Origin of the sequence: Streptomyces venezuelae (assembly GCF_008642355.1) — a bacterium.
Lineage (GTDB): Bacteria > Actinomycetota > Actinomycetes > Streptomycetales > Streptomycetaceae > Streptomyces > Streptomyces venezuelae_B.
The window spans coordinates 4,809,763-4,832,561 of the sequence record NZ_CP029193.1 but is presented as its reverse complement, the minus strand read 5'-3'; the positions used below and the strand labels follow the sequence as shown (position 1 = coordinate 4,832,561).

At 70.3% G+C, this 22,799-nt stretch carries 20 protein-coding genes and 1 tRNA gene; 6 read left to right on the top strand and 15 right to left on the bottom strand.

Annotated elements, in window-relative coordinates:
• Window positions 1-95: 95 nt before the first annotated feature.
• The gene (locus DEJ47_RS22410; RefSeq protein WP_190415509.1) at window positions 96-2,816 is read left to right on the top strand and encodes an NACHT domain-containing protein; all 2,721 of its coding nucleotides are present in this window, start codon (window positions 96-98) and stop codon (window positions 2,814-2,816) included.
• Between the two features lie 100 nt (window positions 2,817-2,916).
• Here DEJ47_RS22410 and DEJ47_RS22405 read toward each other — a convergent pair.
• Window positions 2,917-2,998 (bottom strand) — tRNA-Tyr (locus DEJ47_RS22405).
• 197 nt (window positions 2,999-3,195) lie between these two features.
• Between DEJ47_RS22405 and DEJ47_RS22400 the strand changes: the two genes are divergently transcribed.
• On the top strand, window positions 3,196-3,684 hold the full coding sequence (locus DEJ47_RS22400) for a YajQ family cyclic di-GMP-binding protein (RefSeq protein ID WP_150171036.1): 489 nt from the start codon (window positions 3,196-3,198) through the stop codon (window positions 3,682-3,684).
• A 92-nt stretch (window positions 3,685-3,776) separates the two neighbouring features.
• On the opposite strand, the gene DEJ47_RS22395 is transcribed toward DEJ47_RS22400, so the two are convergent.
• From DEJ47_RS22395 to DEJ47_RS22330, 14 genes are all read right to left on the bottom strand, one after another.
• On the bottom strand, window positions 3,777-4,043 hold the full coding sequence (locus tag DEJ47_RS22395; RefSeq protein ID WP_150171034.1) for a GlsB/YeaQ/YmgE family stress response membrane protein: 267 nt from the start codon (window positions 4,041-4,043) through the stop codon (window positions 3,777-3,779).
• A gap of 190 nt (window positions 4,044-4,233) precedes the next feature.
• Window positions 4,234-4,590 carry a barstar family protein gene (locus DEJ47_RS22390; RefSeq protein ID WP_223828728.1) on the bottom strand — a complete coding sequence of 119 codons (357 nt, stop codon included), beginning with the start codon at window positions 4,588-4,590 and terminating at the stop codon, window positions 4,234-4,236.
• Between the two features lie 91 nt (window positions 4,591-4,681).
• Window positions 4,682-5,077, bottom strand: a complete 396-nt coding sequence (locus tag DEJ47_RS22385; RefSeq protein ID WP_150171030.1) for a YccF domain-containing protein — start codon at window positions 5,075-5,077, stop codon at window positions 4,682-4,684.
• Window positions 5,074-5,937 carry a zinc metalloprotease HtpX gene (htpX, locus tag DEJ47_RS22380; protein ID WP_150171028.1) on the bottom strand — a complete coding sequence of 288 codons (864 nt, stop codon included), beginning with the start codon at window positions 5,935-5,937 and terminating at the stop codon, window positions 5,074-5,076. The genes DEJ47_RS22385 and htpX overlap by 4 nt, the downstream gene beginning before the upstream one ends.
• Window positions 5,938-6,118: 181 nt before the next feature.
• A complete protein-coding gene (locus DEJ47_RS22375; RefSeq protein ID WP_150171026.1) occupies window positions 6,119-7,660 on the bottom strand; it encodes an NADH-quinone oxidoreductase subunit N in 1,542 nt (513 codons plus the stop codon).
• Window positions 7,657-9,252 (bottom strand): NADH-quinone oxidoreductase subunit M, encoded by a 1,596-nt coding sequence (locus DEJ47_RS22370; RefSeq protein WP_150171024.1) that lies wholly within the window; start codon window positions 9,250-9,252, stop codon window positions 7,657-7,659. The genes DEJ47_RS22375 and DEJ47_RS22370 overlap by 4 nt, the downstream gene beginning before the upstream one ends.
• 6 nt (window positions 9,253-9,258) lie before the next feature.
• Window positions 9,259-11,268 carry an NADH-quinone oxidoreductase subunit L gene (locus DEJ47_RS22365; RefSeq protein WP_150171022.1) on the bottom strand — a complete coding sequence of 670 codons (2,010 nt, stop codon included), beginning with the start codon at window positions 11,266-11,268 and terminating at the stop codon, window positions 9,259-9,261.
• Entirely contained in the window at window positions 11,265-11,690 is a 426-nt protein-coding gene (gene nuoK / locus DEJ47_RS22360) for an NADH-quinone oxidoreductase subunit NuoK (protein ID WP_150171020.1), read from the bottom strand. Before nuoK ends, DEJ47_RS22365 begins: the two co-directional genes overlap by 4 nt.
• Window positions 11,690-12,298 (bottom strand): NADH-quinone oxidoreductase subunit J, encoded by a 609-nt coding sequence (locus DEJ47_RS22355; protein WP_150171018.1) that lies wholly within the window; start codon window positions 12,296-12,298, stop codon window positions 11,690-11,692. The genes nuoK and DEJ47_RS22355 overlap by 1 nt, the downstream gene beginning before the upstream one ends.
• Window positions 12,295-12,858 (bottom strand): NuoI/complex I 23 kDa subunit family protein, encoded by a 564-nt coding sequence (locus DEJ47_RS22350; protein ID WP_150171016.1) that lies wholly within the window; start codon window positions 12,856-12,858, stop codon window positions 12,295-12,297. Before DEJ47_RS22350 ends, DEJ47_RS22355 begins: the two co-directional genes overlap by 4 nt.
• Window positions 12,858-13,826 (bottom strand): complex I subunit 1/NuoH family protein, encoded by a 969-nt coding sequence (locus tag DEJ47_RS22345; protein WP_150171014.1) that lies wholly within the window; start codon window positions 13,824-13,826, stop codon window positions 12,858-12,860. Before DEJ47_RS22345 ends, DEJ47_RS22350 begins: the two co-directional genes overlap by 1 nt.
• A complete protein-coding gene (locus DEJ47_RS22340; RefSeq protein WP_150171012.1) occupies window positions 13,823-14,995 on the bottom strand; it encodes an NADH-quinone oxidoreductase subunit C in 1,173 nt (390 codons plus the stop codon). The genes DEJ47_RS22345 and DEJ47_RS22340 overlap by 4 nt, the downstream gene beginning before the upstream one ends.
• Window positions 14,992-15,612 (bottom strand): NADH-quinone oxidoreductase subunit B, encoded by a 621-nt coding sequence (locus tag DEJ47_RS22335; RefSeq protein ID WP_150171010.1) that lies wholly within the window; start codon window positions 15,610-15,612, stop codon window positions 14,992-14,994. The genes DEJ47_RS22340 and DEJ47_RS22335 overlap by 4 nt, the downstream gene beginning before the upstream one ends.
• On the bottom strand, window positions 15,603-15,992 hold the full coding sequence (locus DEJ47_RS22330) for an NADH-quinone oxidoreductase subunit A (RefSeq protein ID WP_150171008.1): 390 nt from the start codon (window positions 15,990-15,992) through the stop codon (window positions 15,603-15,605). The genes DEJ47_RS22335 and DEJ47_RS22330 overlap by 10 nt, the downstream gene beginning before the upstream one ends.
• A 222-nt stretch (window positions 15,993-16,214) precedes the next feature.
• Between DEJ47_RS22330 and DEJ47_RS22325 the strand changes: the two genes are divergently transcribed.
• The 4 genes from DEJ47_RS22325 (at window position 16,215) to DEJ47_RS22310 (ending at window position 22,799) form a co-directional block, all read left to right on the top strand.
• Window positions 16,215-17,417: a sensor histidine kinase gene (locus tag DEJ47_RS22325; protein ID WP_150171007.1), complete on the top strand. Its 1,203-nt coding sequence runs from the start codon at window positions 16,215-16,217 to the stop codon at window positions 17,415-17,417.
• A 265-nt stretch (window positions 17,418-17,682) separates the two neighbouring features.
• Window positions 17,683-19,047 carry a sensor histidine kinase gene (locus DEJ47_RS22320; RefSeq protein ID WP_150171005.1) on the top strand — a complete coding sequence of 455 codons (1,365 nt, stop codon included), beginning with the start codon at window positions 17,683-17,685 and terminating at the stop codon, window positions 19,045-19,047.
• Between the two features lie 633 nt (window positions 19,048-19,680).
• Window positions 19,681-20,340, top strand: coding sequence for a response regulator transcription factor (locus DEJ47_RS22315; protein WP_317850859.1), 660 nt, complete (start codon window positions 19,681-19,683; stop codon window positions 20,338-20,340).
• 527 nt (window positions 20,341-20,867) lie between these two features.
• Window positions 20,868-22,799, top strand: a complete 1,932-nt coding sequence (locus DEJ47_RS22310; protein WP_150171001.1) for a 2-oxoacid:acceptor oxidoreductase subunit alpha — start codon at window positions 20,868-20,870, stop codon at window positions 22,797-22,799.

The window sequence follows — 22,799 nt, the reverse complement described above, 5'->3', positions numbered from 1 at the left end:
GCGCCACCCGCACGTCAACACCTCGCACGCCAACTACACCACGTATGAGCTCAGTTGGCCGCCTCCCGCGCGGGCGCGGCCCTATTCTGGCCCGCATGGAACCCGCCGTGATCGGAGCCCGGCTCGCGTCGAGCATCGTGGGGCCGCTGATCAGAAAGCTGTTCCAGGCCGAGGGCGCCGGGGCCGATCTGGTCGACAAGCCCGTTCGCGTGGCCCACCTCGTCTCCTTCCGCGGTGAGAAGCGCACGCTCTCCGACAAGGACCTGCACAAGATCGCGGAAGAGCTGGTGAAGCGGGCCGCGCACTCGACCGGGGTGGAGGAGCTGCTTCCGTCGTTCGAGAAGCAGGCCGTCATCCACGCCGTCACCGACTCGCTGCGGTCCCTCGGAACGCTAGAGATGGACGACGTGCAGGCGGTGCGCCTCGGCCATCTGGCGCTCTCCCAGCATCTGCGCGCGCAGAACAGGACGGCGACACTTGGCCTGTCCCACGACGCGGTCACGCTGCACGCGGGCGTCCTGGACACGGCCTGCCTGCACATCCTGAACTTCTTCACCCAGCGCTCCACCTTCGTCCCGCGCACCCTGCTCGAACAGAGCCGCGGCATCGAGGAGTTGACCCGGAAGATCGACTCGCTGATCACCCGGTCCCCGTCCCCGGCCGACGGCCCCTTCGAGGACCGGTACGCGCACTACATCGCGACCAAGCACGGCAAGCTGAGCATCTTCGGCCTCGACCTGTCGGGCGCGCCGGAGAGCTGGCGGCTCGACGTGGCGTATCTGCGGCTGAACGCGGCCGCCGACGGACTGAGCGGCACGCCCTCCCTGGTGCCGGCCGATCATGTCCTGGCGGGCCGCAACCGTGTGCTCCTGCGCGGACTCGCCGGATCCGGCAAAACCACCCTCATTCAGTGGCTTGCGGTTTCGACGGCGAAGCGGTCGCTCGACGAGCAACTGCTCTACCTCTACGGTCTCGTGCCGATCGTCCTCCCTCTGCGCACTCTCACGCGCAGCGGCGCACCTCTTCCGACGCCCGACAAGTTCTTGTCGGCCGTGGACTGCCAGATCGCCGGGGGGCAGCCGCACGGGTGGATCGACAGGGTGCTGCAGGCGGGGCGCGGGCTCATCCTGATCGACGGGATCGACGAGATCCCCGAGGACGACCGCAACGACGCGCGTCGCTGGCTGCGGGAGCTGCTGAGCGCCTACCCCGACAACCGCTGGCTGGTCACCTCGCGGCCGTCCGCCGTGCGGGAGCGCTGGCTGACCGACGACGACTTCGCCGAGCTCGACCTCGCGCCCATGAAGCGCGACGACATCGCCGAGTTCATCCACCGCTGGCACAAGGCGGCCGGCATCAGCGATCGCTACGCCACCGAACTGCTGCGTGCGGTGCGGGCCCAGCAGGACCTGAGCCAGCTCGCGACCAACCCTCTGATGTGCGGTCTGATCTGCGCCCTGCACCAGGACCGCCGCGGGTACCTCCCCGAGGGGCGCAAGGAGATCTACGACGCGGCTCTGTCGATGCTGCTCTTCCGGCGCGACCGCGAACGCGGTGTCTACAAGAGCGGGCCCATTCATGTCAGCGAGGCCGAGCACATCCAGCTGATCCAGAAGCTGGCCTATTGGATGATCCGCAACGGCCGTTCGGAGATGACCCACTGTGACGCGGTGGAGCTGCTGCGGCAGGTCCTGCCCGCCATGCCCAAGGTCGCCGAACAGGGCACCCCGGAGGCGGTGTACAAGCATCTGCTCGTCCGTAGTGGCCTGCTTCGGGAGCCGAGCGCGGACTCCATGGACTTCGTCCACCGCACCTTCCAGGACTATCTCGGGGCGAAGGCGGCGGTCGAGGAGCTCGACTTCGACTTCCTGATCGCCAACGCGCACCTGGACCAGTGGGAGGACGTCATCAGGATGGCCGTGGCCCATGCTCGGCCCACGGAGCGCACGCGCCTGCTCACCGGCCTGATCCGGCGCGAGGACGCCTCCCGGCGGGGCAGGGACCGTCTGCACCTCCTCGCGGCGGCCTGCCTGGAGCACGCGACAGAGCTGGCGCCCGCGGTGCGGGCGGAGGTGCAGGAGCGGGCGGCCGCCCTCATCCCGCCCCGCTCACCGGACCAAGCACGCGCCCTGACGGCGATCGGGCCGTTCGTGCTGGGGCTGCTGCCCGGCCCGCGCCGGCTGCCGCCGCTCCCGAGCGCCCCGGGCCCGTTCGCCACGGAGCTGCAGAGGGCGGAGGCCGCGGCGGAGGAGGAGGCCTACAGGGCGGCGGCCGACGAGGCGTACTTCACGGTGCTCACGGCCACGCCGCTGGGGACGGACGCGGCGATCGAGCTGCTCTCCAAGTACCGCGACCATCCGGACCTGCGGGTCCGTAATGAGCTCGCACGCGCGTGGGGCAGGTACGAGACGGACCTGTACGGCCAGGAGGTGGTCGCGCACCTCGCCGAGGACGGTCTCTACTTCCCGGTGTCGAACCTGCGCGAGCTGCGCGCGCTCCGCAGCTACGGCGGACGCTCCCACATCAAGATCACCGGCGAGTTCACGGTGGACGAGTTCGTGGCGACGTGCCCGGGGCAGCGCCTCACTCACCTGTGGGTGGAGGCCGACATGGGGGCCACGTGGGGCTGGCTGGGCCTCTTCCCGAAGCTCTGCGAACTCACCATCGAGACGCTCCACCCGAGCATCGACCTCAGCACCTTGGAGCGCGTCCGCAGCTTGCTCACGCTCCGTGTCCCCGAGGAGGCGACCCTCATCGGCACGGACCTGCTCCCGGAGTCCACGACGGTCGTACGCGGCCGCCTGGACCCGCTCTGACGCCTTCCCCGACCCGCTGCGGTCGCGCCCCGCCGCCGGACACGAAGAAACCCCCCTCAGATCAACGTTTCCGCAGATCGGAGGGGGGTTTACCTTCATGTGGCGGCGCCAGGATTCGAACCTGGGAAGGCTGAGCCGGCAGATTTACAGTCTGCTCCCTTTGGCCGCTCGGGCACACCGCCGGGTTTGCTGCCCACACTCCGCTTTCGCGGCGCTCCGTGGCAACGACGTAAACGATACCTGATGCACGGGGGTGCTTCGCCACCCGATTGATCGCCACCCCGTCCGGGGGCGGTGGCTAGGCTTTGCGGATGCGGCCCGCGTCAGTCGGCCGTGTATCCGCTGAGTACGCATACCCCGATACAAGGAGCCACAGGACATGGCCGACTCCAGTTTCGACATCGTCTCGAAGGTCGAGCGGCAGGAGGTCGACAACGCCCTCAACCAGGCCGCCAAGGAGATCTCGCAGCGCTACGACTTCAAGGGCACCGGTGCCTCGATCTCGTGGTCCGGCGAGAAGATCCTGATGGAGGCGAACGGCGAGGAGCGGGTCAAGGCGATCCTCGACATCTTCCAGTCCAAGCTGATCAAGCGGGGCATCTCGCTGAAGTCGCTGGACGCGGGTGAGCCGCAGCTGTCCGGCAAGGAGTACAAGATCTTCGCCTCGATCGAAGAGGGCATCTCCCAGGAGAACGCGAAGAAGGTCGCCAAGATCATCCGCGATGAGGGCCCCAAGGGCGTCAAGGCGCAGGTCCAGGGCGACGAGCTGCGGGTCAGCTCGAAGAGCCGGGATGACCTGCAGGCCGTGCAGGCGCTGCTCAAGGGGCAGGACTTCGACTTCGCCGTGCAGTTCGTGAACTACCGGTAGGTCGCGTTCGCCGTCGTACGGACGGCTGAGGGCGGGCACCCCTGACGGGGGCGCCCGCCCTTTGCTGCTGGCCGCAGACGTGGGACGGCGTCTCAGCGCCGAGAGTGTCCGAAGAGGATGCGGTAGGCGACGAGCAGGACGAGCGACCCTCCGATGGCCGCCACCCAGGTGGCGCCGTCGTAGAAGTCGTCGGCGATCGGGCGGTCCAGGTAGCGGGCTGATATCCAGCCGCCGACGAAGGCACCGGCGATGCCGATGACGGTCGTGCCGATGAAGCCGCCCGGGTCGCGGCCGGGCAGCAGCAGTTTGGCGGCGGCTCCGGCCAGCAGTCCCAAGACGATCCAGCTGATGATGCCCATGTGATGACCCGGCCTTTCCCGCGCGGTGAGCTTTGTGCGGTGTTGTCCTGTAGGACGTCTCTACGTAGAGGCGCGGTTGCGGTGATCGGTCAGGTGCGGCGCATGCCACAGCGGGTCCTGCCTGGCCTCTGGCCCTTGGGCTTACCCCTGGCGCCTTGGGCCTGAGGCCTTGGGCCTGGGGCCTGGGGCTCTATGCCAGGACTACCTCGATGTTCGTCTGTCTCAGCAGCGTCAGGAGTTCCTCGAAGGTCCGTGCACGGTCGTCCGTGCGGGGCGTGACGCCCAGGCAGGTTCGGGCCGTGTGGGCGGTGTGCCAGATCAGGGTGCGGGGTGACGGGGTGGCCGTGGTGTGGCGGAGGCAGTCCGTCAGCATGTCCCGCAGCGTGTCCGGGCTTCGCCCGGCGTAGCCCCCGGGGCCGTGCACCGCCTCGCCGAGTGCGCAGTAGAAGGCGGGTTCGTCGGTGATGTGGCGGCCGTCGAGGTGGTACGTCGTGGTGGGGGCGCGAACCGGGGCGAGTTGCCGCGCGTACTCGCGGGCGACGGCCAGCCAGTGGGCTCTTCCGTCCGCGCCTGTGCCGTCGCGCGCCCACAGGTTGGGCTCCGTGGGCCGACCGGACCACCAGGCGTCCCAGACCCTTTCAGCGGCGCGCGGCGAAGGGCTGGTCGGTGCGGACGATGTCGCGGCCGAGGGGGAGCAGCGAGACGGGGATCAGCTTGAAGTTGGCGACGCCCAGGGGGATGCCGATGATCGTGACGCAGAGCAGGAGGCCTGTGACGATGTGGCCGATGGCGAGCCACCAGCCGGCGAGGATCAGCCACAGGACGTTGCCCACGCACGACGGCGCGCCCGCGTCGCGGCGCTCGACCGTCGTGTACCCGAAGGGCCACAGGGCATAGCGGCCGATGCGGAAGCTGGCCAGGCCGAACGGGATGCCGATGATGGTGATGCAGAGCAGCGCGCCCGCGACGAGGTACGCCAGGAACATCCAGAAGCCGCAGAGGACGAGCCATATGACGTTGAGGATTGTCTTCACTGTTGGCGACCTGCCATCTGCTCGAGTCGGGCGATGCGCTCCGCCATCGGCGGGTGCGTGGAGAACATCTTGGACATGCCCTGTCCCGGACGGAAGGGGTTCGCGATCATCATGTGACTCGCGGTCTCGAGTCGGGGCTCGGGCGGCAGCGGCAACTGCTTCGTCCCTGTTTCGAGTTTACGCAGCGCGCTCGCGAGGGCGAGGGGGTCGCCGGTGAGCTGCGCCCCGGACGCGTCGGCCTCGTACTCCCTGGAGCGGCTGATCGCGAGCTGGATGATGGAGGCCGCCAGTGGGCCGAGCAGCATGATCAGGAGCATCCCGAAGATGCCGGGGCCTTCGTTGTCGTTCGAGCGGCCGACGGGGATCAGCCAGGCGAAGTTGACCAGGAACATGATCACGGACGCGAGGGCGCCCGCGACCGAGGAGATCAGGATGTCCCGGTTGTAGACGTGGCTGAGCTCGTGGCCGATGACGCCGCGCAGCTCGCGCTCGTCGAGGAGCCGCAGGATGCCGTCGGTGCAGCACACCGCCGCGTTGCGGGGGTTGCGGCCCGTCGCGAACGCGTTCGGCGCCTCGGTGGGCGAGATGTACAGGCGGGGCATGGGCTGGCGGGCCTGTGTGGAGAGCTCGCGGACCATGCGGTACAGCTCGGGGGCCTCGAATTCGCTCACCGGGCGGGCACGCATGGCGCGCAGGGCGAGCTTGTCGCTGTTCCAGTACGCGTACGCGTTGGTGCCGACCGCCACGAGCAGCGCGACGATCAGGCCCGTACGCCCGAAGAAACTGCCGATGACAAGGATGAGCGCGGACAGTCCCCCGAGGAGTACGGCGGTCTTCAATCCGTTGTGCCGGCGGTGCACGGTACGCCCTCCTGGTGGTGCGTGGGGGAACCCTCTGCTGACTGGTGCTTCCACTGTTCAGTGGACCCTCCCGTACTGGTCAACGCCAGGCGGGGAGCACTAGTTCCCTTGTGCACGCATGAGCGATGTAGGCCGCGCGGGTGAAGGCCGCGCGCCGTGCCGCGACCGGTCGCGGTCTGTCTCAGAACAGACCGGTGTCCGAGAACCTCAGGATCAGCTGGGGCGCTCCGGAGAGGGCGATCCCGAGGACCGCCGTGAGCGCGATGGCCGCGGTGAGCGGGGCGGGGACACGGTGCTCGACCGGCTCGCCTTCGGGGGCGCGGAACAGGAGCGCGGTCCACTGGAGGTAGTAGAAGAGCGCGATCACCACGTTCGCGGCCATCACCACGGCGAGCCAGCCGAGGCCCGCGTCGACGGCGGCGGAGAAGACCGTGACCTTTGCGAAGAGGCCGATGATGCCGGGCGGCAGACCGGCCAGGCAGAGCAGGAAGAAACCGAGGACGAGGGCGGCCAGGGGCTTGCGCGCGTACAGCCCGCGGTAGTCGCTGACGCGGTTCAGGCGCTGCGTACGTCCGACCAGTGCCGCGACGGCGAAGGCGCCGAGGTTCACGGCCGCGTACATCAGGGCGTAGGCGACGGTGGAACCGATGGCCTTCTCGGCGTCGGCGGTGTCGTCGGCGTAACCGGCGGCGGCGATCGGCACCAGGAGGTAGCCGGCCTGGCCGACCGAGGACCAGGCGAGGAGGCGCACCGCGCTGTACGCGCGCGTGGCCTGCTGGCGCAGGGCCGCCACGTTGCCCGCGGTCATGGTGAGTGCGGCGAGGACGGCGAGTGCCGGGCCCCAGACGTCCGCGTACGCCGGGAAGGCCACGACGGTGACCAGGATGAGGCCGGTGAAGCCGACGGCCTTTCCGACGACCGAGAGGTAGGCGGCGACGGGCAGCGGCGCGCCTACGTAGGTGTCGGGCACCCAGAAGTGGAAGGGCACGGCCGCCACCTTGAAGGCGAAGCCGACGAGGGTGAGGGCGACGCCCGTCTGCGCGAGGGTGTGCAGCTGGCCGTCGATGTTCTGGAGGTCCTGCAGTTCTGTGGCGATCTCCGTGAGGTGCAGGGTGCCGGTGGCGGCGTACACGAAGCTGACGCCCATGAGGCTCACCGCGGTGGCGGTGACGGAGGAGAGGAAGAACTTCAGGGCCGCTTCGGAGGAGCGTTTGTCGCCGCGCTTGAGGCCGACAAGGGCGAACGCCGGGAGGGAGGCCACTTCGAGGGCGACGACGAGCGTCGCGAGGTCGCGGGAGGCGGGCAGCAGGGCGGCGCCCGCCGCGGACGACAGCAGCAGGAACCAGTACTCCCCCGCGGGCAGTTCGTCGCCGGAGTCCTTGAGGGTGCTCATCGAGAGCAGGGCGGCGAGCAGGGCGCCCACGAGGACGAGGAGCTGGATGACGAGGGTGAAGCGGTCTGCGGTGTAGCTGCACGCGTGCGTGCCGCCGCCGGTGAGGCAGAAGGTCGAACGGTCGTCGTTCAGGAGCGGCAGCAGGGCGAGCGCGGCGGCGGCCAGGCCCGCCACGGAGATCCAGCCGAGGAGCGCCTTCCTGCCGTCCTTCACGAAGAGGTCGGCGACGAGCACGACGAGGCCGACGACCGCCGCGATGGTCGGCGGCGCGATCGCGAGCCAGTCGACGGACTGGACGAGGCTTGCGGCGCTTTCGGCGGCCACGGTCACGACTTGCCTCCAGTGAGGAGCTTCTGCACGGCCGGGTCGGTCAGGCCGAGGAGAGCCGCGGGCCAGAGTCCGGCGAGGACGGTGAGGGCGACGAGCGGGGTCCAGGCGGCGAACTCGTAGCCGCGGACGTCGGGGAGGGCCTTGGGCGCGGGCTCGTCGGCCGTGGTGGTCTGCGGCATCGGGCCCATGCAGACACGGCGTACGACGATGAGCATGTACGCGGCCGTGAGCAGCGTGCCGAAGGCGGCGATCGCCATGAAGGTGAGGAAGGCGGGCCGGCTGAGGTCGGGGGCGGGCTCGAACGCGCCGAACAGCGCCAGCATTTCGCCCCAGAACCCTGCGAGGCCCGGCAGGCCGAGCGAGGCGACGGCGCCGAAGGCGAGGAGTCCGCCGAGGCGCGGCGCCTTGCCGTAGAGCGCGGCGCCGGAGCCCTGCGCGAGGGTGTCGAGGTCGGTCGTACCGGTGCGGTCCTTCAGCGCGCCGACCAGGAAGAAGAGCAGGCCGGTGATGAGGCCGTGGGCGATGTTGGCGAACAGGGCGCCGTTCACGCCGGTGGGGCTCATCGTGGCGATGCCGAGCAGGACGAAGCCCATGTGGCCGACGGACGAGTACGCGATGAGGCGCTTGAGGTCGCCCTTCGCGCCCTGCTTGGCGAGCGCGAGGCAGGCGAGGGAGCCGTAGATGATGCCGACGACCGCGAAGGCCGCGAGGTACGGCGCGAACTCCCGCATTCCGTCCGGCGCGATGGGCAGGACGATCCGGACGAACCCGTACGTACCCATCTTCAGCATGACGCCGGCCAGCAACACCGATCCGACGGTCGGCGCGGCGGTGTGGGCGTCGGGCAGCCAGCTGTGCAGCGGCCACATCGGCGTCTTGACCGCGAGCCCGATGCCGATCGCCAGAACCGCGATGACCTGCACGGATGTGGTCAGGTTCCGGCCGTTGTCAGTGGCGAGTGCCACCATGTCGAATGTGCCGGACTTGAGCCCGATGAGGAGCAGGCCCAGCAGCATGACGACGGAGCCGAGCAGTGTGTAGAGGATGAACTTCCAGGCGGCCTGGACGCGTTGCTCACCGCCCCAGCGGGCGATGAGGAAGTACATCGGGATGAGCACCACCTCGAACGCCAGGAAGAACAACAGCAGATCGAGGACGGCGAAGGTCGCGAGGGTGCCGGACTCGAGCATGAGGATCAGTGCGACGAAGGCCTTGGGGGAAGGCCCGGCCGGCATTTTGCAATAGGAGTACAGCGCGCACAGGAACGTCAGCAGCGCGGTCAGGACCAGAAGGGGGAGCGAGATGCCGTCGATGCCGAGATGGATGCGCACGTCGAGTGCGGGGATCCAGCTGATATCGGTCGTGGCCTGCATCTTCGACGGCTGGTCGTGGTCGAAGCCGAGCGCGAGGACGATCGCGGCGAGCAGAATCACGCCGGTCACGCTCACGCCGTGGCGCAGCACGGCCTGGTCGGGCGACTTTCCCTTCAGTCCGGGCGGGGCCGGCAGGAGAGCGGCCACGGCGCCGATGAGCGGGCCGACGACGATCAACGCCAGAAGAAACTGCATCACGGACTCACTGATACCGATCACGGCTGCTCACGCTCCGGCGGTGGCGACGAGGACGGCGGCGACGGCCAGGACGACCGTGCCTGCGAGCAGCGCGCTCAGATAGGTCTGCACGTTGCCGGTCTGCGCGCGGCGGACGGCCGCGCCGAGCCAGCGGGGTGCGGCGCCGGCGCCGCGCACGTACGTCTCGACGACCTCGCGGTCCAGGAAGCGGACCAGGCTCGCCGCGGCGCGGACGGGGCGTACGAACAGGGCGGTGTAGACGGCGTCGAGGTGGAAGCCCGCGGCGGCGTGCCGGTGCAGTGGGCCGAGCAGCAGGCGGCCGGGGTCGGCCGGGTCCGGCGCCGAGGCGACGTCTCCGTACGCGGGTGTGTGGGTGGCGATGGCCTCCGCTTCGACCTGGGCTCCGTCACCGTCCGGGGTCGCGGCGACCGCGCCCATCGGGACGCGGGCGGCGAGAGCCGTCGTGTGCCGCCACGCGCCATAGGTGAGCAGGGCACCGACGAGCGCGACGCCCGTGCCGAGCACGGAGGTGGCGAGCGTCGGGGCGAGCGAGTGGCCGTCGAACCAGTCCGGCAGGGCACCGACGGCGAGACCGAAGGCGAGGGAGGGCACGGCGAGCACCCAGAGCACGGCGGTCATGGCGACGGGCTGGCGCCCGTGGTCGGGGGCCCGGTCTCCCCGGCCGTGGAAGGCGAGCAGCCACAGGCGCGTCGCGTAGGCGGCGGTGAGGAGGGCGGTGAGCAGACCGGCGACGAGGACGATCCAGCCCGCCGCGGTGGGCACGGACTCGGCGTGGCCGGTGGCCGTGTGCTCGGCGGCGCCGAGCACCGCCTCCTTGGAGAAGAAGCCGCTGAACGGCGGGATCGCGGCGAGCGCGAGGAGCGCCACGGTCATCGTCCAGTACGCGTCGGGGATCCGGTCGCGCAGACCGCCCATGCGGGACATGGCGGCCAGCGAGTTGGTGCCGGCGGCGTGGATGATCACGCCCGCCGCGAGGAACAGGAGCGCCTTGAAGGCGCCGTGCGACAGGAGGTGGAAGACGGCGGCGCCGCGGTCGCCGACGGCGAGGGCGCCGGTCATGTAGCCGAGCTGACCGATCGTCGAGTACGCGAGGACGCGCTTGATGTCGTCCTGGGCGAGCGCGGCGAGTGCCGAGCCGGCCATGGTGACGGCGGCCATGACGGCGAGGACGACCAGGGCCGCGCCGGAGAGGGCGAAGACGGGGAGGAGCCGGGCCACGAAGTAGACACCGGCGGCGACCATCGTCGCGGCGTGGATCAGCGCGGAGACGGGCGTGGGGCCTGCCATCGCGTCGGGCAGCCAGGTGTGGAGCGGGAACTGCGCCGACTTGCCGGCGACGCCCGCGAGCAGCAGCAGGGCGATCAGCGTCGGGTGGTCCAGGCCGTTGTCCGCGACCGTCGACAGGATCGTGGTGATGCGGAAGGAGCCCGTGTCGGCGGCGAGTGCGAACAGGCCGATCAGGAAGGGGACGTCGCCGAGTTTGGTGACGAGGAAGGCCTTCAGGGAAGCGGCGCGCGCCTCGGGAGTCTCCCAGTAGTGGCCGACGAGGAAGTACGAGCAGATGCCCATGATCTCCCAGCCGACCAGGAGCACCATCAGGTCGCCGGAGTAGACGACGAGCAGCATCGCGGAGGTGAAGAGGGAGACGAGTGCGGCGTACGAGGGGTAGCGCGGGTCCTCGCGGAGGTAGCCCGTCGAGTAGATCTGCACGCACGACGCGACGACGCCGACCAGGACGGCGACGAGGGCGGCGAAGCCGTCGATGTGCAGAGCGAGCTCGATGGGGACCGAGCCGGTCGGGGTGAGCTCGGTGGCGGCGTCGACCGGGGCCGTTCCGCCGCCGGTGCCGCCGCCCTGACGGACCGCCACGAGCACGGCGAGCAGGAGCGCCGTCAGTGTGGGCAGGACGGCGAGGGGGCGTACGAGACCGGGGATGCGCCGGCCGAGGAGCAGACCCGCGGCCGCGCCCAGGAACGGAAGGAGAGGGACGAGGACGGCGAGGGTGGTCGTGGTCACGCGGTGGCCTCAGCCTTCTGCGCCGGTGCGGCCTCTGCGTCGGGGGCGCCCGGACCGTCGTCTCGGTTGCCGTCGCTGTCATCCGGGGCGTCGCCCGGATCATCGTCAGGGCGCTCGGCGGTGTCGCGGAGGTCGTCGACGGCGGAGCTGCCGCGGTTGCGGTAGACGGCCAGGACGATCGCGAGGCCGATGCCGATCTCGGCGGCGGCGATGGCGATGGTGAAGAGGGTCAGGGCCTGCCCTGCGTGGAGGGAGTCGCGGAGCCAGACGTCGAAGGCGACCAGGTTGAGGTTGACGGCGTTGAGCATCAGCTCGACGGACATCAGGACCAGGATCGCGTTGCGCCGGGCGAGGACGCCGTACAGGCCGACGCAGAAGAGAAGGACGGCCAGGACCGCGGGATAGGCGAGGTGGAGGTGCATCAGTTGTTCTCCTCCTGGTCCTGGGGCCGGGCTCGGGTCTGGTCCTGGGGCCGGCCTTGGGTCTGGTCCTGGGCGGTGTTCTTGCGGGACAGGACGATCGCGCCGACGAGGGCGGCGAGGAGGAGGACCGAGAGGGCTTCGAAGGGAAGCACCCAGTGCCGGAAGAGGATCGAGCCGGTCACGTCGGTGGAGCCTTGGGCGGCGCCGCCCAGGTCGATCACCGTGGTGCGGAACGCGTCCACGACGACCCAGACCAGGGCGGCCGCGGCGACGAGGGCCACCGCGAGCGCGACCGGGCGGTTGCCCGAATCGGCTTCCGGGGAACGGCCGATGGGCGCCCGGGTGAGCATCAGTCCGAAGAGGAGGAGTACGACGACGGAACCGACGTAGATGAGGACCTGGACCCAGGCGATGAACTCGGCGGTCAGGAGGAGGTACTCGACGGCGAGCCCGCCGAGCGCGACCACCAGCCACAGCGCGGCGTGGACCAGCTGCCGGGTCGTGACCGTGATGACGGCCGCGCCGAGGGTGACGAGACCGACCAGGAGGAAGGCGATCTCGACGCCTGTCGGGGACAGGAAGCCCTGTGTTTCGGCGGCGATGGTCACGACTCCTCGCCCTTCGTGTCGGCCTCAGCGACTGCCGAGGTCGCGGCCAGCTTTTCCGCCGTCTTGCGGGCGGCGGCGAGTTCCTTCGGCTCCTCGGCGGCGGGGTCCAGGGCGGGCGGGGCCGGGACCGTCCACATCCACTCGCGGAGCTTGTCGCGCTCGTGGGTGAGTTCGTGGATGTCGGTCTCGGCGTACTCGAACTCGGGCGACCAGAAGAGGGCGTCGAAGGGGCAGACCTCGATGCAGATGCCGCAGTACATGCAGAGGGCGAAGTCGATGGCGAAGCGGTCGAGGACGTTGCGGCTGCGCTCGCGGCCGCCGGGGGCGGCGGGCGGGACCGTCTCCTTGTGGGAGTCGATGTAGATGCACCAGTCGGGGCACTCACGGGCGCAGAGCATGCAGACCGTGCAGTTCTCCTCGAAGAGTCCGATGACGCCGCGGGTGCGGGGCGGAAGTTCGGGCTGGTGCTCGGGGTACTGCTCGGTGACGGTCTTCTTCGTCATCGTGCGCAGGGTGACGGCGAGGCCCTTGGCGAGGCCCGAGCCTGGGATCGGGGGCATCAGTTGATCGCCACCTTCACGATTCCGGTGAGCGCGATCTGCGCGAGGGCGAGCGGGACGAGGAGGGTCCAGGAGAGCTTCTGGAGCTGGTCCTCACGGAGACGGGGGTAGGACACGCGCAGCCAGATCACGACGAAGGCGAGGACGGCCGTCTTCAGCAGGGTCCAGACCCAGCCGAGACCGTCGGCGCCCCAGGGTCCGTGCCAGCCGCCCAGGAAGAGGACGGTGGTCAGGCCGCACAGGACGACGATTCCGGCGTACTCGGCGAGGAGGAAGAGGGCGAAACGCAGGCCCGTGTACTCGGTGTAGGCACCGAAGATGATCTCGGAGTCGGCGACCGGCATGTCGAAGGGCGGGCGCTGCAGTTCGGCGAGGCCCGCGACGAAGAACACGAGCGCGCCGACGATCTGCCAGGGCAGCCACCACCACTCGAAGGCGTCGACGATGCCGGGCAGGGAGACCGTGCCCGCGGCCATCGCGACGGAGGCGGCGGCGAGCAGCATCGGGAGTTCGTACGCGAGGAGCTGGGCGGCGGTGCGGAGGCCGCCGAGGAGGGAGAACTTGTTGGCGCTGGCCCAGCCGGCCATGAGCGAGCCGAGTACTCCGACACCCATCACCGCGAGCACGAAGAAGATGCCCGCGTCGACAACCTCCCCGACCGCGCCCTCGCCGGGGCCGATCGGGATGGCGATCAGGACGAGGAGGTAGGGCAGCAAGGCGATGGCGGGTGCGAGCTGGAAGACACGGCGGTCGGCCTCGGCGGGGACGACGTCTTCCTTCTGGGCGAACTTGACGCCGTCGGCGACGAGTTGTGCCCAGCCGTGGAAGCCGCCCGCGTGCATCGGGCCGAGGCGTCCCTGCATGTGGGCCATCACCTTGTGCTCGGTCTGGCCGACGACGAGGGGGAGGACCAGGAACACGGCGAAGACGATGACAAGGCGCAGGGCGACGTCGAGGGCGTCGTTCACTCGGTGCCTCCGGGGGTGTCGCCGGTGTCTCCGGGAGTATTGCCGGTGTCCCCGGGGGCGTTACCGGCGTCTTCGGCCTGTCCTGTGTGTCCGGCCTGTCCGGTTTCCCTGGTCTCCCTGGTCTCCCTGGTTTCCCTGGTTTCCCTGGTTTCCCTGGTCTTCTCAGCTTCTTTGGTGCGGGGGGTCTCCGGCTCGGGCGTGGGCTTCGGCTGCTCCGGGTCCGCGAATGCCGGACGGGCGTGGTGCCACGGGGCGTCGGACTTCGGCTCGGGGGTGGCCTTCGGCTCGGGGGCGGTTTCCGGGGCCGGGGTCGTCGGTTCCGGGGCCGGGGTCGTCGGTTCCGGGGTGGCCGGTCGTTGGGATGCCGAGCCCTGGCTCGCGCTGCGGGTGCGGCGCGCGGGGCGGGCGGGAGCGTCCGGCGTCTCCGGAGTCGCAGTCGCCGCGGGTTGTGCCGGTGCTTCGGGGGCCGCCTGGCTCGCCGAGCCCTGGCTGACCGAGCGGGTCCGGCGCGGCGGGCGTTCACTCGCGCCCGCACCCGCGCGAGAGCCCGCACCCGCACCCGCGGCGCGGCCCGCGCCGCGGGCCGGGCGGGCCGGGGCCGCCGGGAGCTGGCCCTTCAGGGGACCCCATTCGTTCGGGTCGGGTACGCCGGGCGGCAGCATCTGGCGGCGCTTGGGGCCGCCGTGCTCCGACTCGCCCGGCTCCTTGGCCCCCGGCCAGGCCTTCGCGACGCGGGCCGCGAGCACGAAGTCCTTGCGGAGGGGGTGGCCCTCGAAGCTCTCGGGCAGGAGCAGCGGGGTCAGTCCGGGGTGGCCCTCGAACGTCACGCCGAACATCTCGTGGGTCTCGCGCTCGTGCCAGGCGGCGCCCGCGTACACGTCGACCGCGGAGGCGAGCACGGGGGCTTCGTGGGCGACCGTCGTACGGATGAGGAGGCGGCGTACGGGAGCGAGCGCGACGACGTGGGCGGCGACGCGGAAGCCCGTGCCGGGTTCGTCGACCGCGCTCAACCAGTCGAAGTAGGTGCAGGCGAGGGTGGTGCGGGCGGTGTTCAGGGCCGTGGTCCAGGAGGACGGGGGGACGTCGACGGTCAGGACGTCGTACGACTCCTCGGCGGTCGCCTCCGCGCCGAAGAGCTCCTCGACGGGGCTCGGCAGCCAGCCGGTCATGCCGTGCCCTCCCCCGGCGCGGGCGGCCGCACGAGGCCGCTCTGCAGGGCGGCCGCCGACGGGCGGGCGCCGGAACCGTTGCCGTACCGCTCCTCCAGGGACTCGCGCGCGATCTTCTCCTGGAGCTTGAGGATGCCCTGGAGCAGCGCCTCGGGGCGGGGCGGACACCCGGGGACGTACACGTCGACCGGGATGATCTGGTCGACGCCCTTGGTCACGGAGTACGAGTCCCAGTAGGGGCCGCCGCAGTTCGAGCAGGCGCCGAACGAGATGACGTACTTCGGCTCGGGCATCTGCTCGTACAGGCGCTTCACCGCGGGCGCCATCTTGTCCGTGACCGTGCCGGAGACGACCATCAGGTCGGCCTGGCGCGGCCCGGGGGCGAAGGGGATGACGCCGAGCCGGATGAAGTCGTGCCGTGCCATGGACGCGGCGATGAACTCGATGGCGCAGCAGGCGAGGCCGAAGTTGAAGACCCAGAGGGAGTACCGGCGGCCCCAGTTGAGGACCACCTTCATGGGTTCGGGCGCGAGCCGGGCGAGCGCGCCCAGCCTCTTCGGCTCGGGGAGCAGCACGGGCCGCGGCTGCTGCCCTTCGGTTTCCGGGGTCACGTCCACGTCAGGACGCCCTTCTTGTATGCGTACAGCAGGCCCACGGCGAGGAAGCCGAGGAAGATGAACATCTCCACGAGCGTCGTCGCGCCGTAGCCGGGCGCGGCGAAGATCGTCGCCCAGGGGAAGAGGAAGATCGAGTCGACGGCGAAGATCACGTAGAGGAACGCGTAGACGTAGTAGCGGACCTGGGTGTGGGCCCAGCCCTCGCCGACGGGGTCGACGCCGCACTCGTACGTCAGGAGTTTCTCCGGGGTCGGCACCACGGGCCGCAGCAGCCGCCCCGCGCCGAAGGCCACTGCGACGAACAGCACGCCGACGACGGCGAGCAGTCCGACGACGGAGTACGACTGGTAGTAGCTCGCCGCGACATTCGTCACGTGCACGTCAGCCCCTCACTCCCTGAACTCCTTGACCTTCCTGGCCCTTTTCGACGATCTGTACGCACGGGAGTCTAGGGCCTGCTAAAGGTTCGGTAAGCAGAGCGTCACGCATCGGTCGCCCCCAGGGGTCGGGATCGGGGCGCGGACCGGGGTGGGGTTATCCCCCGGCCGTCCGGGCGGTCCCCCTCATGGCGCCGCGGCGGCGGGCCGGGCACCCTGGCGCGTATGACCGCACGCACCACGCCTCTGCACGACGACCGGCCGCCGCCCGCACGCTTCGCGTACGACGCCTACACCTGGAAGGAGATCGTCCACCTCCTGGTGAACCTGCCGATGGGCATCGTCGGGTTCGTCTACACGGTGAGCGTGCTGTCCATCGGCATCGGCATGACGGTCACCGTGGTCGGTCTGCCGCTGCTCGCGGTGGGGCTGCTCGGCGCGCGCGTCCTGGGCAGGGCGGAGCGGGCGCGGGCCAGGAAGCTGCTGGGCCTGCACGTGGACGAGCCGAGTCCGATGCCGGGGCACCGGGGGCAGGGTTTCCTCGGGCGGCTGTGGTCGAATTTGAAGGACCCGGTGGGCTGGCGCACCATGCTGTACGGGTTCATCCGGCTGCCCTGGGGCGTGCTGACCTTCGCCGTCGTCGCCGTCGGACTCTTCGTGCTCTGGCCGGTGCTGCCCTTCATCGCGCGTGGGCTCACCAACGCGGACCGGGCGATGGTACGCGGACTGCTCTCGCCGTCCGACGAGTTGGAGCGACGGATCGCCGAGCTGGAGTCCGACCGGGGCGTGGTCGTGGACACCGCCGCGGCCGACCTGCGCCGCATCGAACGCGACCTGCACGACGGCGCGCAGGCCCGCCTCGTCGCCCTCGCCATGGGCCTCGGCCTCGCCAAGGAGAAGCTCCTGGAGGACCCCGACGCCGCGGCCTCCATGGTCGACGAGGCGCACGGCGAGGTGAAGCTGGCGTTGCAGGAGCTGCGCGACCTGGCCCGCGGCATCCACCCCGCCGTCCTCACCGACCGCGGCCTGAACGCCGCCCTCTCCTCGGTCGCCTCGCGCTGCACGGTGCCGGTCAAGGTGACCGCCGACCTGCCTGCGCGCCCGGCGGCGGCCATCGAGGGCATCGCGTACTTCACCGTCTCCGAGCTGCTGCAGAACATCAGCAAGCACAGCGGGGCGCGGAACGCGAGCGTCGACGTCTGGCGGGCGGACGAGCGGCTTCTCATCCAGGTGTGGGACGACGGGCGCGGCGGGGCGCGGCTCGACGGCGGCACGGGCATGTCGGGGCTCGCCGACCGGCTCGGCGCGGTCGACGGGCTCTTCGTGATCGAGTCGCCCGAGGGCGGCCCCACGACGATCACGGCGGAGCTGCCGTGGCGCGACCGCTCGACGGATGCGGCTCCGGGCCCGCACAAGGTTCGGGGGTAGGGAAAACCCCCGGTTCAAGACGCCGACCGGCTGCATGGCCCGGGGGTGCCGCGTCGACGAGTCTGTAAGCAAGCACGGCGGGCAGACAGCCGCGAACCCGAGGACCCAGGTCCGACTCGGGCCCGGATATAGGCCGGAGCCCGGATATAGGCCGGAGCCCGGATATACGCCTGGGCCCAGCTAGACACCCGCACCCGGATATGCGCCCGAGCCCGGGTCTACGCCCGAGCGCGCATATACACAGACGCAGAAACGGACGGCAGCGATGGCCACGGACTACGGACAGGGGTACACGCACATGGACCGGCCGGACTTCCGGGGAACGGATGTCGAGGAGCGGCGGCCCCACCGGCTGCCCGTCGGACTGCGCGCCCCGGTCGAGGCCCGCACGTGGCGGGAGTTCGGCTACACCATGCTGAGCCTGCCGATCGGCATCACGTCGTTCGTCTTCGCCGTCACCATGCTCTCGCTCGGCGTGGGCCTGCTGATCACCTTCATCGGCATTCCGGTGCTCGCGGCCGGTCTCGCCGGCTGCCGCGGCATCGGCGCCCTGGAGCGGACGCGGGCGCGCGGACTGCTCGGCCTCGACGTCGCCGCGCCGGAACCGCTGCGCCCCAAGGGCGGCGGGCCGATGGCGTACATGGGTGCGGTCCTCAAGAGCGGCGCGTCCTGGCGGCACGTCCTGTACTCGCTGCTGATGCTTCCGTGGTCGGTCTTCTCCTTCACGGTGGCGATCGTCTTCTGGGCGTACGGCTGGCTGATGCTCACCTATCCGCTGTGGTTCTGGCTCTTCCCGATGTACGGAGGACAGGACGGCATCCAGTTGTACGGCGGGGACGACGGGCACCGCATCTACCTCGACAACCCCTTCGAGATCGGCATCACCGCAGCGACGGGCCTCCTCGTCACGCTGGCCACGCCGTGGATCCTGCGGGCCCTGACGACCGTGGACCGCGTGCTGGTGTACGGGCTGCTCGGGCCCTCGCGGCTCGCGACGCGCGTCGTGGAGCTGGAGTCGGACCGGGGCGTGGTCGTGGACACGGCCGCCGCCGACCTGCGGCGCATCGAGCGCGACCTGCACGACGGTGCACAGGCCCGCCTCGTCGCCCTCGCCATGGACCTGGGCCTGGCGAAGGAGAAGCTGGCCGAGGACCCGGAGGCGGCGGCGCGGATGGTGGACGAGGCGCACGGCGAGGTGAAGGTGGCCCTGCAGGAGCTGCGCGATCTGGCCCGCGGCATCCATCCCGCCGTCCTCACCGACCGCGGTCTGGACGCCGCCCTCTCCGCGCTGGCGGCGCGGTGCACGGTGCCGGTCCAGGTGGAGGTGGACCTGACGAGCCGGCCCGCGGCGGCCATCGAGGGCATCGCGTACTTCACCGTCTCCGAGCTGCTGCAGAACATCAGCAAGCACAGCGGGGCGCGGAACGCGGGCGTCGACGTCTGGCGGGCCGAGAACCGGCTGATGCTCCAGGTGACCGACAACGGGACGGGCGGCGCCGACGTATCGGCGGGCTCCGGCCTCGCGGGGCTCGCGGAGCGGCTCGACGCGGTCGACGGAATCCTGGTGGTCGACTCGCCGCAGGGCGGCCCGACGACGGTCACGGCGGAACTGCCGTGGCGCCAGCCGTAGGCGTGACGTCTGACCACCGGCCTCTGGTTCTTAGCGGGGCGAAGGGGGCTGGCCTCTGGCCTCTGGTTCTTAGCGGGGCGACGGGGGGCTGGCCTCTGGCCCTGAGCGGCGGGGGTGGCTCCTGGCCCCGTACAACGAGTCGGTCCCCGTCCAACGGGTCGGGCCCTGGCCCGGTGCGGAGCTCAGCCCCGCCTCGCCCCCTCAGCCCAGCCCTGAGCTGGGCTGCGCCTCGCCTCTGAGCTGACCCCGGTACCGACCCGAAGTTGCCCGGCTGGAGCCCCCTACTGACCTGCCTTTCCCCCCAGCACCAGCACCTGCACCTGCACCTGCACAGCCCTCGCCTCCCACGCCACCCCACTCCCACCCATCCACTCCCTCGCCACCCCACCACGTACCCCCCGAAGGTGCCCCCCCCGCGCCCGAATGAGGCAGGGCAGTCCGGCGAGCGGGGCGGTGGGTCGGGGTGGAGCACGCGATACTGAGGTGCCAAGTGTTCGGCGCCACGCGTCGGCGCCATGCGTCCGGCCGGTGCCACCACCGTCGGCCGGACGCGGACCAGACAAGCGCGCCGGGGGGCCAAAAGTGCCCGGGGGCCAGAAAAAAGTGCCGGGGGGCCGAAAAGTGGAGGACAAAGTGCGGGTGGTCATCGCCGAGGATTCAGTGCTGCTCAGGGAGGGCCTGACCCGGCTGCTGACCGACCGCGGGCACGACGTGGTCGCCGGCGTGGGAGACGCCGACGCCCTGATCAAGACGATCACCGATCTCGCGGCGCAGGACACGCTGCCCGACGTGGTCGTCGCCGACGTGCGGATGCCGCCGACCCACACCGACGAAGGCGTGCGCGCCGCCGTGTACCTGCGTCACCAGCACCCCGGCCTCGGGGTCCTGGTCCTTTCGCAGTATGTCGAGGAGCAGTACGCCACCGAACTGCTCGCCGGTTCGAGCCGCGGCGTGGGCTATCTGCTCAAAGACCGGGTCGCCGAGGTGCGGGAGTTCGTCGACGCCGTGGTGCGGGTGGCGGACGGCGGCACGGCGCTCGATCCGGAGGTCGTCGCGCAGCTCCTCGGCCGCAGCCGCAAGCAAGATGTGCTCGCGGGGCTTACTCCGCGCGAACGTGAGGTACTCGGCCTGATGGCCGAAGGACGGACCAACTCGGCGATCGCCCGGCAGCTCGTCGTGAGCGACGGTGCCGTCGAGAAGCACGTCAGCAACATCTTCCTGAAGCTCGGTCTTTCGCCGAGTGACGGGGATCACCGCCGTGTGCTTGCGGTCCTCACCTATCTCAACTCATGAATAACTGACACCCTGTCAGATACGTGGAAACCAGCGGAAGCTGCCGATCCGGAACTGTGGCCACAGTCCCGGTCGGGTGCCACTGGAGCCCCGGTCGGGTGCCGTCGGACCCCTCGTCAGAGCCATCGGGGGGACCGCGGGACACGCCCGGGAGCCCTCGGCGCACCACCGAATGCACGGGCGCGACCAGTGGAATCAGGACGGGCCGGGGCGGGAAACAGCAGCGGGATCAGGAGCGGGATCAGGGGAAGCCACGGAGCGTGACCGATCGTCGCAAGCAGCCGGAGTCGGCCGGAAGCAGGCCCCAGGGACGCAAGTCGTAGAACCAAAGGATGAGCGGGGAGCGTCATCCACGAAGGACCGGGGGGCGAGGCAAACCATGGCAAATCAGTGCAACACGGTGTCTCAGAAGTGCATCCACCATGCGAACAACCCCAGGAAGGCGACCCTTACAGACGTAGGGTGGACCTTGGGAGCGCCGGTCGTCCCGGCGATCCGCTCAGTCGCCTCGAGGGAGGTCCAGTTCAGTGACCAGCCAGGTCAGTAGCGAAGCCGAGCAGGCCGACGGGGCTGTCGTCGGAGAGCAACGCAAGGCCGCAGGTGACAAGGACGTGCGGCGTCTGGACCGGGTGATCATCCGCTTCGCGGGAGACTCCGGTGACGGTATGCAGCTCACGGGTGACCGGTTCACCTCGGAGACGGCGTCCTTCGGCAACGACCTGTCGACGCTGCCGAACTTCCCCGCCGAGATCCGCGCGCCCGCAGGAACACTGCCGGGCGTGTCGTCCTTCCAGCTGCACTTCGCCGACCACGACATCCTGACGCCGGGCGACGCCCCGAACGTTCTGGTGGCGATGAACCCGGCGGCGCTGAAGGCGAACATCGGTGACGTGCCGCGCGGCGCCGAGGTCATCGTCAACACCGACGAATTCTCCAAGCGCGCCATGCAGAAGGTCGGTTACGCGACCTCCCCGCTGGAGGACGGCTCCCTGGACGGCTACAGCGTGCACCCGGTGCCGCTGACCACGCTGACCGTGGAGGCCCTCAAGGAGTTCGACCTCTCCCGCAAGGACGCGGGGCGCTCGAAGAACATGTTCGCGCTCGGGCTCCTTTCGTGGATGTACCACCGGCCGACCGAGGGAACCGAGAAGTTCCTTCGCGCCAAGTTCGCCAAGCGCCCGGAGATCGCCGAGGCGAACATCGCGGCGTTCCACGCGGGGTGGAACTTCGGCGAGACCACCGAGGACTTCGCGGTCTCCTACGAAGTCGCCCCGGCCGCCCAGGCGTTCGCGACCGGCACCTACCGCAACATCTCCGGCAACCTGGCCCTCTCGTACGGCCTGATCGCGGCGGGCCGACAGGCGGATCTGCCGCTCTACCTGGGCAGTTACCCCATCACGCCCGCCTCGGACATCCTGCACGAGCTGTCCAAGCACAAGAACTTCGGTGTGCGGACCTTCCAGGCCGAGGACGAGATCGCGGGCATCGGTGCGGCACTGGGCGCGGCCTTCGGCGGCTCGCTCGCCGTGACGACGACCTCCGGTCCCGGTGTGGCGCTCAAGTCGGAGACCATCGGCCTGGCCGTCAGCCTCGAACTGCCGCTGCTGATCGTGGACATCCAGCGCGGCGGGCCGAGCACGGGTCTGCCGACGAAGACCGAGCAGGCCGACCTGCTCCAGGCGATGTACGGGCGCAACGGCGAGGCGCCGGTGCCGATCGTGGCGCCGAAGACCCCGGCGGACTGCTTCGACGCGGCGCTGGAGGCGGCCCGGATCGCGGTGACGTACCGGACGCCGGTGTTCCTTCTCTCCGACGGCTACCTCGCCAACGGCTCGGAGCCCTGGCGCATCCCCGAGATCGACGAACTGCCCGACCTGCGGATCCAGTTCGCCTCCGGGGCCAACCACACCGAGGCCGACGGCACCGAGGTGTTCTGGCCGTACAAGCGCGATCCGCGGACCCTGGCCCGACCGTGGGCGATCCCGGGCACGCCGGGTCTCGAGCACCGGATCGGCGGCATCGAGAAGCAGGACGGCACGGGCAACATCTCGTACGACCCGGCCAACCACGACTTCATGGTCCGCACCCGTCAGGCGAAGGTCGACGGGATCGTCGTGCCCGACGTGGAGGTCGACGACGCCGGCGGGGACGCCGACACGCTGGTCCTCGGCTGGGGTTCGACGTACGGGCCGATCACCGCTGCCGTGCGGCGGCTGCGCGCCGCCGGTGAGTCCGTGGCGCAGGCCCATCTGCGCCACCTCAACCCGTTCCCGCGGAATCTGGGCGACGTCCTCGCGCGTTACGACAAGGTGGTGATCCCCGAGATGAACCTCGGTCAGCTCGCCACGCTGATCCGGGCGCGGTATCTGGTGGACGCAGTCTCGTACAACCAGGTCAACGGAATGCCGTTCAAGGCCGAGCAGCTCGCCACGGCTCTCAAGGAGGCCATCGATGGCTGA